This window comes from Streptococcus sp. oral taxon 056 str. F0418 (assembly GCF_000220065.1).
Classification (GTDB): Bacteria; Bacillota; Bacilli; order Lactobacillales; family Streptococcaceae; genus Streptococcus.
The window spans coordinates 320,162-336,682 of sequence record NZ_AFQU01000001.1 but is presented as its reverse complement, the minus strand read 5'-3'; the positions used below and the strand labels follow the sequence as shown (position 1 = coordinate 336,682).

Sequence of the window (16,521 nt, the reverse complement as noted above, 5' to 3'; positions counted from 1 at the left end):
AATATTTTCCAAATCATTTAATCTTTTTAAAGATAAGAACCACTTTCTAATTAATCAAAGACTACTTCAAATTTTTCAACTCTTGATAACATGAGAAAACCTCCGTAAAATGATTCAATTTATCATAACAAAAAATACCGGAAAAACACCATATTATATTGGTATGTGTCTGGTGTTGGATGAAATTGACTTTCGAAAACATTAACTATATAATGTCTGTAAACAAGAAATAATGAGGTAACGATATGAATAAAACAGAATTACTGTTACAAAGACTAGATGATATTGGTCAGTCTCTAAAAGATTCTAGACAAGCACTAGCTTTGCTGGCACTTGGTTCTTGCGGAGCAGAAAGAGAACGATTGGATCAGTACTCAGATTTGGACTTCTTTGTTATTGTAAAAGATGGCTATAAGCATGCCTATATCCAGGACCTAACCTGGTTAAGTAAGCTAGAACCAATTGCATTTCACTACCAAAATACAGTGGATGGACATAAAGTTCTATTTGAAGATGATGTTTTTTGTGAATTTGCTGTCTTTGAAGCTCATGAACTAGTAAACATTCCCTTCGCTGAAGGCAAGATTATCTGGAAGGAGGTCGGTTTTGATGGAACAATCTGCCAACCACAAAGATTGCCATCAAAAGAAAATAGAGACCGTGAATGGCTGTTGGGAGAAATTTTATGCAATCTATATATAGGACTAGGTCGCTATCAACGAGGCGAAAAATTAGCTGCTTATGATTTCATCCAAAACAGATCCGTCAAGCTTTGGACTGAATTAATCAATTTGGAAAAAACTTCTAAATCTGATTTTATAGATATTTTTAACAGCAACAGACGATTTGAAAAAGGTTATCCAAATGAGGCCAAACAATTACCCTACTTTTTGCAAGGTTACGAACGAATCTCTGAATCTGCTCAGGCACTCCTAGAATATCTTGATAAACACTATCCTCTTAACGCATTTATAAAAGAAAAAATTCGTAATTTATTATAAAAGAGACTTTCCAAAAAATGACCTAAATCCCAAAAGTTAGATATCTTTGTCAACTGTAGTGGATTAATGAAATTTTAAAATCTGTAGAGGATAATTGATGTCCTCTACTTTTTTATGTTCAGAGTGAGAAAGATTCATTTCTTAAGGTTGCCAAAGTTAAAAAATCCAAAGGTTGGTATTTGATTGGTTTAATTAGAGCCTAAAAAGCGCCTTTGAGGTTACTTTTTTAGTTGAGCTTAGAGTATACTTTGGTTATTGGACTGCTAGGTACAGTATGATATAATAAACCTACTACAGTTACAGAAAGGATTTTGACCTTGTCATACAAATTTCTACTTTTCGACCTTGACCATACGCTGCTGGATTTTGATACGGCAGAAGACATCGCCTTGACTCGGTTTTTGGAGGAGCAGGGCGTGACGGAGATTCAGAACTACAAAGATTATTATATTCCCATGAACAAGGGGCTTTGGCGGGATCTGGAGCAGGGGAATATCACCAAGCCTGATCTGGTCAATACCCGCTTTTCTCGTCTTTTTGCCCATTTTGGCATTGAAAAGGATGGCGCTGAGTTGGCTCTTCTCTATCAGCAGCATATTGCTCAGCAAGGTCAGACTTACGCTGGTGCCAGAGAGCTTTTGGACGGCCTGACGGAAGCAGGGTATGAGATATATGGAGCTACAAATGGCATCACGACTATTCAGACTAGTCGCATGGCTCATTCTGATATTGCGTCCTATTTTGATCATATCTTCATTTCGGAGCAGATGGGGACTCAGAAGCCTGAAGTTTTGTTTTATGAAAAAATAGCAGAGCAGATACCAGGTTTTGATAAGAGTCAGACTTTGATGATTGGGGATTCATTGACTGCTGATATTGCCGGTGGAAACAATGCAGGGATTGATACGGCTTGGTATAATCCGAATGGCTTGACGAATCAAACACAGGCTAGACCAACCTACATTCTCCAATCTTATCAAGACTTGCTAGATTTATTATTAAAATAAGAAGAGGCGAAACGGTCTCTTTTTTGCTATAATAGACCTATGAATCAGCTAATCCAATCAAAGCTGGAACTGCTACCGACCAGTCCTGGCTGTTACATACACAAAGACAAAAACGGTACTATTATCTATGTCGGTAAAGCCAAGAATCTTCGCAATCGGGTTCGTTCTTATTTCCGCGGAAGCCATGATACCAAGACGGAGGCGTTGGTATCAGAGATTGAGGATTTTGAGTTTATTGTTACCGAGTCTAACATTGAGGCTTTGCTTCTTGAGATTAATCTAATCAAGGAAAACAAGCCCAAGTACAATATCATGCTCAAGGATGATAAGTCCTATCCATTTATCAAGATTACCAACGAAACCTATCCGCGCCTCATCATCACGCGCCAAGTCAAAAAGGACGGTGGGCTTTATTTCGGACCTTATCCGGACGTCGGTGCGGCCAATGAAATAAAGCGACTTTTAGACCGGCTCTTTCCTTTCCGCAAGTGTACCAATCCTCCTGAGAAGGTCTGTTTTTACTACCATCTAGGCCAGTGCAAGGCCCACACTATTTGCCAGCTAGACAGCCAGTATTTTAAGGAGCTTGCCCAGGAGGTAGCGGCCTTTCTCAAGGGGCAGGATGACCAGATTATTGAGGATTTACGGAGGAAAATGGCTGGTGCAGCGCAAAATATGGAGTTTGAAAAGGCGGCGGAGTACCGCGACTTGATCCAGTCCATTGGCACCCTGCGAACCAAGCAGCGGGTTATGGCTAAGGATTTGCAGAATCGTGATGTCTTTGGCTACTATGTGGATAAAGGATGGATGTGCGTACAGGTCTTCTTTGTCCGTCAGGGCAAGCTAATCGAGCGTGATGTCAACCTTTTTCCCTATTATAATGATCCGGACGAAGATTTCTTAACCTATATTGGTCAGTTCTACCAGGAAAAATCCCACCTCAAGCCCAATGAAATTTTGATTCCAGCAGATATTGACGAAGAGGCTGTGAAGGCTTTGGTGGATACCAAGGTGCTTAAGCCCCAGCGAGGCGAAAAGAAACAGCTGGTCAATCTGGCTATCAAAAACGCCCGAGTCAGCCTCCAGCAGAAATTTGACCTTTTGGAGAAATCCATTGAAAAAACCCAAGGTGCTATTGAGAATTTAGGGAAGCTTCTTAATATTCCAACGCCAGTTCGTATCGAGTCTTTTGACAACTCCAACATTATGGGGACCAGTCCTGTATCGGCTATGGTAGTTTTTGTTAATGGTAAACCAAGCAAGAAGGACTATCGCAAGTATAAGATCAAGACAGTAGTAGGACCAGATGACTATGCTAGCATGCGAGAGGTCATCAAGCGGCGCTACAGTCGGGTGATTCGGGATGGACTGACTCCGCCTGATTTGATTGTCATTGACGGTGGACAGGGGCAGGTCAATATCGCTAAAGAAGTTATCCAGGATCAGCTGGGACTAGATATTCCCGTCGCTGGACTGCAAAAAAATGACAAGCACCAGACTCATGAATTGCTTTTTGGTGATCCTTTGCAAGTGGTAGAACTATCCCGCAATTCGCAGGAATTTTTCCTGCTCCAGCGCATCCAAGATGAAGTCCACCGCTTTGCCATTACCTTCCACCGCCAGCTCCGGTCCAAGAATTCCTTCTCATCGCAACTAGATGGTATCGAAGGCTTGGGACCTAAGCGCAAGCAAAATCTCATGAAACACTTCAAATCTTTAACTAAGATAAAAGAAGCCAGTGTCGATGAAATCGTCGAAGTCGGCGTACCACGAGCAGTAGCCGAGGCAGTGCGGACGAAGTTACATCTAGTAGACCAGCAGAAAGCGGTCTTGCCAGAAGTGGCAGAGCCACAAATGGAACTGGATGAATAATATCGAGTCAAGACCGTGAAAACGGTCTTTTTGTGATATAATGAAGATATTCTTGGAGGAAAAATATGATTCATAAAATTGCTATTTTATCAGATATCCATGGCAATGCAACAGGATTAGCTGAAGTTATAAAGGATGCGCAAAAGCAGGGAGCAACGGAATATTGGCTTCTGGGAGATATTTTCCTTCCTGGGCCAGGTCGAAATGATATAGTGGCACTTCTAAAAACGATTCCGCTATCTGTAGCAGTTCGAGGAAATTGGGACGACTGCGTTTTAGAAGCTTTGGATGGTATATATGGCCTTGAAGATCCTCAAGAAATACAGTTATTGCGTATGACCCAGTATTTGATGGAAGATCTTGAACCTCAGCATATTGATTGGCTTAGGGATATGCCATTAGCATGTAAAAGAGAAGTTGATGGACTGCGTTTTTCAATTTCTCATCATTTACCCGATAAAAACTATGGTAGTGCTTTACAAGTGACCAATGATACGGAAAATTTTGATCGTTTGCTAGATGAAGAAACAGATATAGCTGTTTACGGGCATGTCCATAAACAGTTGCTCAGATATGGGAGCAAGGGCCAACAAATCATCAATCCTGGAAGCATTGGTATGCCATATTTTAATTGGCCAGCCTTAAAAAATCACAGGGCTCAATATAGTATCATAGAGATTGAAAATAGTGAAATGGTAGACATTCGCTTCCGAAAAGTGCCGTATGACTATGAGGCGGAGTTAGAGTTAGCAAAAGAAAATGGTCTCCCTTTTATCGAGATGTATGAGGAGCTTCGACGAGAAGACAATTACCAGGGGCATAATTTAGAACTGTTGAGCCAGTTGAACAAAAAGTATCATTATATTGACGATGTACGAGCTTATTTTGATTTTTTTGATAAGTGAAAAACCTCTGCAAACTCTTACAAAATGTGTTAAAATGAAATTAGTATTCATAGAGAAGGAAGCAACTAATGAAATTTTTAGAACTTAATAAAAAACGCCATGCAACTAAGCGGTTTAATGAGAAGCCAGTGGATCCTAAGGATGTTCGTACAGCTATTGAAATTGCGACTTTGGCACCGAGTGCTCATAATAGCCAGCCATGGAAGTTTGTGGTGGTGCGTGAACGAAATGAAGAAGTAGCAAACATTGCATTTGGCTCCAATCAAGATCAGATCAAGTCTGCTCCGGTGACGATTGCTCTTTTTACAGATACAGATTTGGCTCAGCGCGCTCGCAAAATTGCGCGGATTGGCGGTGCTAATAACTTTTCAGAAGAGCAACTTCAGTTTTATATGCAGAATCTACCTGCTGAATATAGCCATTATGATGACCAACAAAAGAGTGATTACTTAGCCCTTAATGCTGGTTTGGTGACGATGAACCTTGTTTTGGCACTGACAGACCAAGGTATTGGATCTAACATCATTCTTGGCTATGATAAATCAAAAATCAATGAAGTTCTAGAAATTGATGAACGTTTTCGTTCGGAACTATTGATTACGGTTGGTTACACTGACGATAAGCTGGAGCCTAGCTATCGTTTACCAGTCGATGAAATTATAGAAAAACGCTGATTTAAAAAATCGTAGAAATAGATGTATTGAATCAGATTTTGATGATTTTTAATCACATAAGGAGAAGTTGATGACAGTTATTGATTTTAAAGCGGAAGTTGAAAAACGTAGGGAAGATTTACTGGCTGATTTGTTCAGTCTTTTGGAGATCAATTCTGAGCGAGATGATTCTAAAGCAGATAAGGACCATCCTTTCGGACCTGGTCCTGTTAAAGCTTTGAAAAAATTTTTGGAGATTGCAGAGCGAGACGGCTACGAAACAAAAAATGTAGATAACTACGCTGGTCACTTTACCTTTGGTGAAGGAGATGAGGAACTAGGGATTTTTGCTCACATGGATGTAGTCCCAGCTGGAAGTGGTTGGAATACAGACCCATATAAACCGGAGATTATCGATGGTCGCCTTTATGCGCGTGGTTCTAGTGATGACAAGGGTCCAACCATGGCTTGCTATTATGGCTTGAAGATTATCAAAGATTTAGAACTGCCAATTTCTAAGCGAGTGCGCTTTGTTGTAGGTACAGATGAGGAGTCTGGTTGGAAGGATATGGAGTATTACTTTGCTCATGTCGGACTACCTGAACCTGATTTTGGTTTTTCTCCTGACGCTGAGTTTCCGATTATCAACGGTGAAAAAGGAAATATCACTGAGTATCTACATTTTGCTGGAGAAAATCGCGGTGCTGTTCGTTTACATAGCTTTACAGGTGGTCTCCGTGAAAATATGGTACCAGAGTCAGCGACAGCTGTACTATCAGGTCAGGTACCAGAACTCGTCGATATGCTAGATGAATTTGCAAAAGAGCATGACTTACGTTTTACCTATGAAGAATTAGCAAATGGTCAAATTTCAGTAACGATTATTGGTAAGTCTGCTCACGGAGCTTCTCCACAGTCTGGTATTAATGGTGCAACTTATCTGGCTAAGTTCTTGACTCAGTTTGATTTTGAGGGTCCTGCAAAGGATTATCTAAATGTTGCTGGAAATATCCTTTTGAATGACCATGATGGGACTAATCTTAACATCGCTTATGTAGATGAAAAGATGGGATCTCTTTCTATGAATGCTGGTGTCTTCCGCTTTGATGAAAAGAGCACTGATAATACGATTGCTCTCAATATCCGCTATCCAAAGGGAACGAGCCCAGAAGAAATTCAGACTGTTTTAGCACAACTACCAGTGACCAAAGTAACTTTGTCAGAACATGGGCACACGCCTCACTATGTACCAATGGAAGATCCACTGGTACAGACTTTGCTTTCAGTTTATGAGAAGCAAACTGGCTTAAAAGGACATGAACAAGTGATTGGTGGTGGGACTTTTGGTCGCCTTTTAAAACGTGGTGTGGCTTATGGTGCGATGTTCCCAGATTATATTGATACCATGCACCAAGCTAATGAATTTATCGATGTAGAAGATCTTTTCCGTGCAGCAGCCATTTATGCGGAAGCTATCTACGAACTGATTAAATAAAAGGAGAACTCGTTTGGCTTTGCCGAATGAGTTTCTTTGCAAGGAGATAAGATGCAGACATTAGAAGAGATTACTAAGGCGATTATGGCAGACCCGCAAAATAAAGCTTTTACAGAACAGGGGATTAAACCACTCTTTGCAGCACCTAAAAATGCTCGTATCAACATTGTCGGTCAGGCGCCTGGACTGAAAACCCAGCAGGCAGGTCTTTACTGGAAGGACAAAAGTGGTGACCGTTTGCGTGAGTGGTTAGGTGTTGATGAGACGACTTTTTATCAATCAGGATATTTCGCAGTTCTGCCTATGGACTTTTATTTTCCGGGATATGGCAAGTCCGGGGATTTACCGCCTCGTAAGGGCTTTGCCGAAAAATGGCATCAGCCGCTTTTAGAGCTTTTGCCAGATATTGAGCTAACCATTTTGATTGGTCAGTATGCGCAGAAATACTATCTGCACCAAAAAGGAAATATCAAACTGACTGAGACGGTTCAGCAGTATAAAGACTACCTGCCTGACTTTTTCCCACTGGTCCACCCATCGCCCCGCAACCAAATCTGGATGGCTAAAAATCCTTGGTTTGCAGAGCAGGTTGTGCCAGACTTACAAAAATTGGTAAAAAATATCATGGAGAAATGAGGCTAGATTCATGGACGCATTTGAAAAAGTAGTAGAAAAACTAAAGGAATTGGACATCCCTTTCGAGTTGGTGGAGCATGAGCCAGCGCTAACCACAGAGCAAGCTGACGCCTTTATCGAAGGAATCGAAGGTGTTCGGACTAAGTCCATGTTTTTGACAAATAAAAAGAAAACGCAGTTTTATTTGCTGATTATGGATGATAAGAAGACGCTGGACATGGACTTGTTTAAAGAGCTGGTTTCAGCTAACCGTATTCGCATGGCTTCTACGGATTCCCTCTCTGACAAAATGCAGTTGCCAGCAGGAACAGTATCACCTTTTGGTCTGCTCAACAATAAGGAAAAGGATATTCAGGTTTATTTTGATAAAAACATTATCGATGAAGAACGCATGAGCTTTCATCCGAATACCAATGAAAAGACGATTTTTGTAGCTACATCGGATTTGTTTAAGTTCCTTCAAGCGATAGGCTATTCTTATGAAGTAGTGGAACTGCACTCTTAGGAAGTCAAATCGCATAGACAAGGGTTTGCTGTAGTTCTTTTGACAATTTCATCAGACTTAACCTTAACGTTAAGAGTGTATCTAAATTTGCTGATGAAGTTTATTGGAGTGAAAAAAATGTTTGAATAGGAGAAGATTAATGGAAAAAATTAGTGCTAAAGAGTTGTATAAAAAGTTGCAAATAGAAAAGATAAGCTTAATTGATGTTCGTGAGTCAGATGAATTTGCTTCGGGTCATGTGCCTGGTGCTCACAATCTCCCTCTCAGCAGTCTAACGGAAAATTACACTCGCTTGGATAAGGATATTCACTATCACGTCATTTGTCAAAAAGGAGGACGTTCAGCACGTGCCTGTGAGTTTTTAGAAGCCCGAGGTTATCAAGTTACTAATGTTGAAGGTGGAGTAGAAGCTTATCCAGAATCATTGACTAAATAAAATAACAAAATCACTAAAAATAAATTGAAATTTTAACGGCCTTTTTGTAGAATGAGGGTAGAAATTCTCTTTTTTCTCAAGTTGAAAAAAGGAGGCCATTTATCTTATGAACATAAAATCAATAGCATTTTTATTGCTCAATTTCTCAATCTTAACTCTCGTAGCTTGCTCTACTGATAAAAAAATGGAGAGTAGTGTACAGTCGACAGACTCTCATGTCTCCCAGAAACAGGAGCAAGAATCTGCCAATAAGAAAGAAGCAAAAGAACATATAAAAGAAAAGACTTCATCTGCAAAACCAACTGACACAGATCTTGCATATAATGGACGATACTACAGTGTTCACGGTAAATATGAGGAAATACTCATAGTGAATAAACGCTATCCTTTATCTCCCCAATATAATCCGGGAGAAAATGCCATAGCAAAAGCAGCGCTACTTAAATTAATTGAAGATATGCAAACTGCGGGCTATGCAATTAGTAGTCAGTATAGTGGTTTTCGTAGCTATGATACTCAAGCTGATCTTTATCAAAATTATGTCAATCGAGACGGAAAAGAAGCCGCAGATCGCTATTCCGCTAGGCCAGGCTATAGTGAACACCAGTCAGGATTAGCCTTTGATCTGATTGATACAAAGGGTAATCTTTTAGAAGAAACAGATGCTAGCCAATGGCTCTTGCATCATGCGCATAGATATGGATTTATTGTTCGCTACTTGGAAGGAAAAGAGAATTCGACAGGATACATGCCTGAGAGCTGGCATTTACGCTATATTGGACAAGAAGCTAAAGAAATTGCTGAGTCTGGGAAATCCTTAGAAGAATACTTTGGAATTTCTGGAGGAAGTTACCAAGAATAAAGGATACAAAATTAATACATTATATTAAGGAGGACACTCTTATGAAGTTTTATGCGATTGATCGGACGATTGATGTCGTCGAAACACCAGTTGAAGAAACAGGTCGTTTGATTCGGCACTTGCATTTAGCAAAAGGAAAACAAATTCCTGAACATAAAGCTGATGCGTTGGTCACTGTAGTTTGCTTAGAAGGGAAAGTTGATTTCACTGCATTAGGTGAAACTGTTCAGATGCTTCCTGGAACATTTTTAACGATGGAGCCAAATGAATTGCACAGTCTTTATGGAGTTGAAGAAAGCCATGTATTGGTTATTCAACAGTTGACCTATTAAAAGGAGATGAGCCTATGATCAAAAAAGCATTTCGAATGAAAGTTTTCCCTGATCAACACGCTGAATATGAAAAGCGTCATAAAGAGCTTTGGCCAGAAATGCGCCAAATGCTCAAAGAGCATGGAGTAATCTCTTATTCTATTTTTCTTGATAAGGAGACTAGTTTCTTGTTTGCTTATGCAGAGATTGAGAATGAGGAACTATGGAAGCAAATAACAAAGACAGAGATTAATCAGAGATGGTGGGAATTTATGGAACCAATCATGGAAACCAACCCAGATAAATCACCAGTCAGTCATGAGCTTCCTCAAGTGTTTGAATTATGATCACGAATAGAAGGAGACACTTGCTCTCCTTTTTTCTATTTGAGCAACAAAAAAAGCCAATTCTGATTTCTCGGAAAAGGCTTTGATTCAATGTTTTTAAACAATAAATGCGGTTGATTATTTGAGACCGTATTTTTTGTTGAAGCGATCCACACGTCCATCTGCTTGAGTGAACTTTTGACGTCCAGTATAGAATGGGTGTGAGTCTGATGAAATTTCCACACGGATCAATGGGTAAGTTTCCCCTTCAAATTCAACTGTTTCATTTGAACGTTTAGTAGAACCACTAAGGAACTGGTAACCAGTTGAAGTATCCATGAAGACAACAGGGCGGTATTCTGGATGAATATCTTTTCTCATTTTAAAAATTTCCTTTCTGCCATGGACTCTTTGCGAGCCATAGATTAGTTACTTTGATAGTTTACCAAATTTTACTTGTCTTGACAAGTATTTTCAATTATTTTCTTTGCTTTTTAGCTAATTTTTTTAATTCTTGATAGATTGCTTCGTTTTCTTCTAATGAGTAAGAGTTGGCACCGCTAGCTAATGGGTGCCCCCCACCATGATGCTTTTTGGCGATTTCATTGATTGGGATAAACTTGCTTCGTAACCGGACACGATAATGGCCAGCTTCTTGCTCAACAAAAATTCCCCAGATTTTGACATCTTCGATCTTACCTGGCGTTGAGACGATCTCAGCGGTCTCTGCATCTGTAAGATTGTAAATTTTGAGTAGGTCCTGGGTAATGATGACACGTGCAACTCCGCTTTCATCAAGATCTAGATGGTCGTAGATGTAGGCTTGTAGCTTGGCAATCTTATAGCTAAATGAATCCATTTTCCGAGCTAAAGTAGCAAAGTCAAAAGGATATTCTCTTAAGTGACTGGCTACTTTAAATGTTCGAACAGTGGTAGCCGGGTAGAGGAATCTACCTGTGTCTCCGACAATTCCAGCATAGAGAAGCTTAGCAATATAAGCATTCATTTTTAAATGGTTTTCTAGAGCGAAAAGGGTAATTAATTCACAAGTACTACTGGAATTGGTATCGACCCAAGCCAAGTCGCCATAAATATCATCATTAGGATGATGGTCGATTTTAATCAGATAAGATCCATTTGTATAGCGATTGTCGTCAATACGAGCAGTATTGGCAGTATCACAGACGATTACGAGGGCTTGATGATAGTCTTCTTCAGTGACCTCATCCATTTCTGCTAACCAAGTCAATGTTGGTTCGTCATATCCAGTTACTTTGATAGTCTTTTCGGGGAAATTGAGTTGTAGTAGCTTTTGCAATCCCACTTGGCTTCCTAACGCATCAGGATCAGGATTGACGTGCCGATGAATGATGATGGTTTTGTATTCTTTAATTTTTTGTAAAATTTGCTGGTGAATGAACATAAATACCTCAGGTTTTTAGCTTAAAGTTATTGTTTTATTGTAACACAAGATTTCTATTTTTAAAATGAAAAATATATGCTATAATTGAGAATAGAAGATATTTTGGAGGAAATTATGGCTTTAGCAAAGATTGTATTTGCAAGTATGACAGGAAATACAGAGGAAATTGCTGATATTGTAGCAGATAAATTAAGAGAGAAAGGCTTGGATGTTGATGTAGATGAGTGTACAACAGTTGAAGCCGAAGATTTCTTGGAAGCAGATCTTGCTATCGTAGCAACTTATACTTATGGTGATGGTGATTTACCAGATGAAATCATGGATTTTTACGAGGATTTGGCAGGCCTTGATCTTTCAGGAAAAGTATATGGCGTTGTAGGATCAGGCGATACATTTTACGATGAATTTTGTAAAGCGGTGGATGATTTTGACGCAGTTTTTGCATCGACTGGTGCAGAAAAAGGTGCTGAAAGTGTCAAAGTTGATCTAGCTGCAGAAGAACAAGATATCGAAAACTTAGAAAATTTTGCTGAAACTTTAGCTGCTAAAGTCAGTGAATGATCTTGAAATATTTGTTAAATACTAGATTACGATGAGGCTGGGACAAAAGTCCTAGCCTCTAAATTGTCTTTGGATTGTCGAGCAAGACGCAGTGGTTGAGTGGGCTCTACTACGCTGATTTCATCAGCTTTTACAGCCCTACTCAACTGTGCGGAGGTGGGACGATGAAATCGAATTCTAATGAATTACCAATTTCTGTCCCACTCTCTTTTTGACTGTAAGTTTTGACAGGAATTTTCCTATAAAAAATGCTACAATAAGAAGAATGAAATAAAAGGAGCGAGAAATGAAATCACAAGAGAAAGAATTTTCGATGAGTTGGTTTTTTAAATGGTTTTTAGATAATAAAGCGATTACTGTTTTTTAGTGTGCTTATTGATTGGATTAAATATTCTGGTTTTAAGTAAAATCAGTTTTATTTTTACACCAGTTGTAGAATTTGTTTCAGTTATTATGTTGCCAGTTATTCTAGCAGGCTTACTTTATTATCTGCTTAATCCCTTAGTAGACTTGCTGGAAAAATACAAGATAAATCGCCTAGTAGCCATTACTATTGTGTTTGTTTTGATTACTTTGCTTTTGATTTGGGGATTAGCAGTTGCTATTCCAAACCTTCAGGCTCAGATTGTTAGCTTTTTTAAAAATATGCCGACTTATTTAAAACAAGCTGAAAAAGTCCTGAACGATTTATTGGATAGTCGTCTGTCAGAGCAGTTTCGCCCGCAAATTGAGCAAGTAACTGAAAATGTTTCTTCTCAGCTTACAACATGGGCTAGCAGTTTTTCTACTCGTGCGGTTAATTGGGCAAGTAGCTTTGTTAGTGCGGCATCACAAATTGTTGTTGCGGTCATTATCATGCCTTTTATTCTGTTCTATCTTTTGCGTGATGGCAAACATTTAAAGGGATATATGACTCAGTTTTTGCCAAAGAAATTACGAGAACCTGTCGGTCAAATTTTAACAGATGTGAATAGTCAGTTGGCAAATTATGTTCGCGGACAAATAACTGTAGCGATTATTGTGGCATTTATGTTTATGATTTTCTTTAAAATCATTGGACTACGATATGGTGTGACGCTTGCCGTAGTAGCAGGAGTACTAAATTTAGTTCCTTATTTAGGTAGTTTTTTGGCCATGCTTCCAGCTTTAATCTTGGGATTGATTGCAGGTCCAGTTATGCTTTTAAAAGTCATTGTTGTTTTTATTGTAGAGCAAACGATTGAGGGACGCTTTGTATCACCACTAATTTTGGGAAGCCAATTAAGTATTCATCCGATTACAATTTTATTTGTCCTTTTGACTTCTGGATCTATGTTTGGAATTTGGGGCGTATTGCTGGGAATTCCGGTTTATGCATCGGCAAAAGTGGTGATTGCTGCTATCTTTAAATGGTATACAGTAGTTAGTGGGTTATATGGTGATGAACTAGAGGGTGAAGCTAGTGAACAATAGTGAAAAAATGTTAACAGCAATCGAAGCACAAGATCTGACACAAGCAGAGCATTTCTTTGAAAAAGCGCTTCTAGAGGATAGCGATGAAGTTTTATTAGACTTAGCAGAATACCTAGAAAATATTGGATTTTTTATACAAGCCAAGCAAATCTATAAGAAGCTAGCTTCTCTTTATCCACAAGTCAATTTAAGTTTGGCAGCAATCGCTAATGAGGATGGAGATTTGGAAGAGGCCTTTTCTTATCTAGAGGAAATTAGTCCAGAAAGCCCATGGTATATCCACGCTTTATTGGTCAAGGCTGATCTTTATCAGATGGAAGGTTTACCAGATGTTGCTCGTGAGAAATTAGCTGAGGCAAGCCAGCTAAGTGATGAACCGCTCATTACTTTTGGATTAGCTGAAGTAGATGTCGAATTAGGAAATTTCTCTCAAGCAATCAAAGAGTATGCCAGCTTAGATAATCGTGCTATTTATGAGCAGACAGGAGTGTCTACCTATCAGCGAATCGGTATGTCCTATACTCATTTAGGAAAATTTGAAGTAGCGATTGAATTTTTAGAGAAGGCTATTGAATTGGAGTACGATGAGGCAACTGTTTTTGAATTAGCAACCATCTTATATGATCAGGGAGAATATCAGAAAGCTAATCTTTATTTCAAACAGTTGGACACAATGTCTCCTGATTTCGAGGGGTATGAGTACGTTTATGCCTTGTCTCTACATGAGGAGCATCAGGTTGATGCAGCCCTATCCATGGCAAAGCAGGGGCTATCTAAAAATCCTTTTGACACTCAGCTTTTTCTATTAGCCTCTCAGCTTTCCTATGAATTACACGATATGAAGCAAGCTGAACATTATCTTTTAGAAGCACGGGAAGTTGCGGATGACTTGGAAGAAATTGCCTTACGACTGACCAACCTATATTTGGAAAAGGAACGCTACGAGGATATTTTAGCTTTAAATAATCAGGAATGGGATAATGTTTTGACACGTTGGAACATCTCTCGAAGTTATCAAGCATTGGAAAAGTTAGAAAAAGCTCAGGCACTTTATGAGGAATTACATAAAGATCTACGAGATAATCCTGAATTTTTAGAAGAGTATATCTATCTTTTACGTGAGTGCGGAGATTTTGAAGCAGCAAAGAAAGAAGCTGAGCATTATTTAACTCTAGTACCAGATGATGGCTCTATGCAGGAATTACTGGAGCAATTAGAATAAGCCAAAAGTGAAGAAATTAAAAAAGTTTCAATGACAATGGATTGTTGAAACACCGACTTGAAAAAGTTTTTTGTATTAGAAAAAGAAGCTGAGGCGAGTTAATCAGTACACCAAAGTTAGATTTTTTGTCTAACATTTGAGGTACTGTTTATTTTGCCTCAGCTTTTATTATATTTTCATACTCTTGATTTTTTCTTCATCTGGTGTGACGCGTAGGGTTTTCTGGCCTGTATAGGTGACGAATCCTGGCTTGCCACCAGTGGGTTTATTTAATTTTTTAATCTCAATCATGTCTACTTGAACAAGATTGGAGAGCCTAGCCTTGGAGAAGAAGGCAGCTAGCTCGGCAGCATCTGTTTTGATCTCATCGCTAGGTTGGAGATTGCCAGTGATGACCACGTGACTACCTGGAATATCCTTGGCGTGAAACCAAAGCTCATCTTTTTTAGCCATCTTAAAAGTCAGCTCATCATTTTGTAGGTTGTTACGACCAACCAGGATAATGGTTTGACCATCACTGGCCAGATATTTTTCCGGTTTCTGTCTTTTTTGGATTTTTTCTCTCTGACGCCGGCGGATAAAGCCAGTCTGGATTAGTTCCTCTCGGATTTCCGCAATCTCAGTCAGACTTGCTTGAGCAAGGACTGTTTCCACACTCTCAAGGTAGAGTATCGTAGCTTGAGTCTCCTCAATCAAGCCAGTCAGGTGTTTGACAGCTTCTTTGAGCTTCTGGTAACGTTTGAAATAGCACTGGGCATTTTGGTTGGGGGTCAGGGCCTTGTCGAGCGAGATGATAATCTTCTCACCTGTGTAGTAATTGTCCAGCTCTACCTGATCTTGGTCGTTGGGCACCTGATGGAGAAAGGTGGTCAAAAGCTCCCCTTTTTGGCGGAATTCCTCTGCATTCTCCGTTGCTAGGAGCTCTTCCTCTTGCTTGACCAGCTTTTTTCGGTTCTTTTCCAGCTCATTTTCTACTCGGCGAATCAGTTCGCTGGCCTGCTGGTTGACTCGATCTCGCTCAGCCTTGTCCTTATAGAAAGTGTCCAAAAGCTCAGATAGCGTGGACATTTGGGTCTTGCTGTCGGAAAATAGCAGAGCAGAGAAGGATTTTTCGGTCAGGCTAGGTTCAGTTGGACTGGCAAAGAAGACTCGGAAAATTTTGAGCTTGTCAGCTGTCAGTCGTTCACTGAGTTCAGTAGCTGTATCCCGACCCAATCCCTGGAAAATTTGCTGCAGGCGTTTGGGCTCTAAGTCTTCAGTATATAAGATTTCAAAGAGCTTTTCATCACCCACAGTGAAAGGATTGAGACTGCCAGTCTGAGGAGGTGCGACATAGGTTGAGCCCGGCAGGATCGTTCGATAGCTATTTTGCGAAAATCCAACATGTTTAATGGCTTCAATAATCTTACCACTAGCCTTATCTAAAAGAATGATGTTGCTGTGCTTTCCCATGATTTCGATGACTAGAGTCACAGCTACGCTATCTCCGATTTCATTCTTATTGGAAACGCTGATTTCCAAAATCCGATCATTTTCCACCTGCTGGATCGCTTCAATGACAGCACCCTGCAGGTATTTGCGCATGACCATGATAAAGGTATTGGGAACAGCAGGGTTTTCAAAAGTGGTCTCTGTCAGCTGGACGCGTCCAAAGACTGAGTGAGCTGATAGGAGGAGCTTATGGCTTTTGCGATTGCTACGAATCTGTAAAACCAGTTCTTGATCAAAGGGCTGGTTAATCTTTTGGATGCGGCCTCCTACTAATTCATGGCGCAACTCTTCTGTTATGTGGTGTAAAAAAATCCATCGAAAGACATGCTTTTCTCCTTGAAATTTGCTACAGACAATTATAAC

16 protein-coding genes and 2 pseudogenes are annotated in these 16,521 nt (G+C 39.8%); 15 read left to right on the top strand and 3 right to left on the bottom strand.

Going from position 1 to position 16,521, the window contains the following annotated elements; genetic code table 11:
- Positions 1–245 precede the first annotated feature (245 nt).
- From HMPREF9182_RS01715 to rhaM, 12 genes are all read left to right on the top strand, one after another.
- Positions 246–1,001, top strand: a complete 756-nt coding sequence (locus HMPREF9182_RS01715) for a hypothetical protein (protein ID WP_009754669.1) — start codon at positions 246–248, stop codon at positions 999–1,001.
- Positions 1,002–1,318: 317 nt separating this feature from the next.
- On the top strand, positions 1,319–2,008 hold the full coding sequence (locus HMPREF9182_RS01710) for a YjjG family noncanonical pyrimidine nucleotidase (protein ID WP_009443983.1): 690 nt from the start codon (positions 1,319–1,321) through the stop codon (positions 2,006–2,008).
- Between the two features lie 39 nt (positions 2,009–2,047).
- On the top strand, positions 2,048–3,880 hold the full coding sequence (gene uvrC / locus HMPREF9182_RS01705; protein ID WP_009754443.1) for an excinuclease ABC subunit UvrC: 1,833 nt from the start codon (positions 2,048–2,050) through the stop codon (positions 3,878–3,880).
- 65 nt (positions 3,881–3,945) lie between these two features.
- Positions 3,946–4,785: a metallophosphoesterase family protein gene (locus tag HMPREF9182_RS01700; protein WP_009443259.1), complete on the top strand. Its 840-nt coding sequence runs from the start codon at positions 3,946–3,948 to the stop codon at positions 4,783–4,785.
- 68 nt (positions 4,786–4,853) lie between these two features.
- A complete protein-coding gene (locus HMPREF9182_RS01695; RefSeq protein ID WP_009754734.1) occupies positions 4,854–5,459 on the top strand; it encodes a nitroreductase family protein in 606 nt (201 codons plus the stop codon).
- Positions 5,460–5,529: 70 nt separating this feature from the next.
- The gene (pepV, locus tag HMPREF9182_RS01690; protein ID WP_009443481.1) at positions 5,530–6,933 is read left to right on the top strand and encodes a dipeptidase PepV; all 1,404 of its coding nucleotides are present in this window, start codon (positions 5,530–5,532) and stop codon (positions 6,931–6,933) included.
- A gap of 51 nt (positions 6,934–6,984) precedes the next feature.
- Positions 6,985–7,569, top strand: a complete 585-nt coding sequence (locus HMPREF9182_RS01685; RefSeq protein ID WP_009443842.1) for a uracil-DNA glycosylase family protein — start codon at positions 6,985–6,987, stop codon at positions 7,567–7,569.
- Positions 7,570–7,579: 10 nt separating this feature from the next.
- Entirely contained in the window at positions 7,580–8,074 is a 495-nt protein-coding gene (locus HMPREF9182_RS01680) for a prolyl-tRNA synthetase associated domain-containing protein (protein ID WP_009754846.1), read from the top strand.
- Between the two features lie 121 nt (positions 8,075–8,195).
- Positions 8,196–8,510 (top strand): rhodanese-like domain-containing protein, encoded by a 315-nt coding sequence (locus tag HMPREF9182_RS01675; protein WP_083819032.1) that lies wholly within the window; start codon positions 8,196–8,198, stop codon positions 8,508–8,510.
- Between the two features lie 106 nt (positions 8,511–8,616).
- On the top strand, positions 8,617–9,372 hold the full coding sequence (gene ldcB, locus HMPREF9182_RS01670; protein WP_009755090.1) for an LD-carboxypeptidase LdcB/DacB: 756 nt from the start codon (positions 8,617–8,619) through the stop codon (positions 9,370–9,372).
- A gap of 41 nt (positions 9,373–9,413) precedes the next feature.
- Positions 9,414–9,704: an AraC family ligand binding domain-containing protein gene (locus tag HMPREF9182_RS01665; protein ID WP_009443614.1), complete on the top strand. Its 291-nt coding sequence runs from the start codon at positions 9,414–9,416 to the stop codon at positions 9,702–9,704.
- 14 nt (positions 9,705–9,718) lie between these two features.
- Positions 9,719–10,030 (top strand): L-rhamnose mutarotase, encoded by a 312-nt coding sequence (gene rhaM / locus HMPREF9182_RS01660; RefSeq protein WP_009754628.1) that lies wholly within the window; start codon positions 9,719–9,721, stop codon positions 10,028–10,030.
- A gap of 117 nt (positions 10,031–10,147) precedes the next feature.
- Here rhaM and HMPREF9182_RS01655 read toward each other — a convergent pair whose 3' ends face one another.
- Positions 10,148–10,390 (bottom strand): type B 50S ribosomal protein L31, encoded by a 243-nt coding sequence (locus HMPREF9182_RS01655; protein WP_002895374.1) that lies wholly within the window; start codon positions 10,388–10,390, stop codon positions 10,148–10,150.
- Between the two features lie 97 nt (positions 10,391–10,487).
- Complete coding sequence (locus tag HMPREF9182_RS01650; RefSeq protein ID WP_009754415.1) at positions 10,488–11,432, bottom strand: DHH family phosphoesterase; 945 nt, start codon at positions 11,430–11,432, stop codon at positions 10,488–10,490.
- Positions 11,433–11,546: 114 nt separating this feature from the next.
- Here HMPREF9182_RS01650 and HMPREF9182_RS01645 point away from each other — a divergent pair, with 114 nt between their 5' ends.
- The 3 genes and pseudogenes from HMPREF9182_RS01645 (at position 11,547) to HMPREF9182_RS01635 (ending at position 14,667) form a co-directional block, all read left to right on the top strand.
- On the top strand, positions 11,547–11,993 hold the full coding sequence (locus tag HMPREF9182_RS01645; RefSeq protein ID WP_009443881.1) for a flavodoxin: 447 nt from the start codon (positions 11,547–11,549) through the stop codon (positions 11,991–11,993).
- 286 nt (positions 11,994–12,279) lie between these two features.
- Positions 12,280–13,445, top strand: a pseudogene (locus tag HMPREF9182_RS01640) (AI-2E family transporter).
- Entirely contained in the window at positions 13,435–14,667 is a 1,233-nt protein-coding gene (locus HMPREF9182_RS01635; RefSeq protein WP_009443835.1) for a tetratricopeptide repeat protein, read from the top strand. The pseudogene HMPREF9182_RS01640 and the gene HMPREF9182_RS01635 overlap by 11 nt, the downstream one beginning before the upstream one ends.
- 168 nt (positions 14,668–14,835) lie before the next feature.
- On the opposite strand, the pseudogene fbpA reads toward HMPREF9182_RS01635, so the two are convergent.
- A pseudogene (gene fbpA, locus HMPREF9182_RS01630) lies at positions 14,836–16,484 on the bottom strand (Rqc2 family fibronectin-binding protein FbpA).
- Positions 16,485–16,521 lie beyond the last annotated feature (37 nt).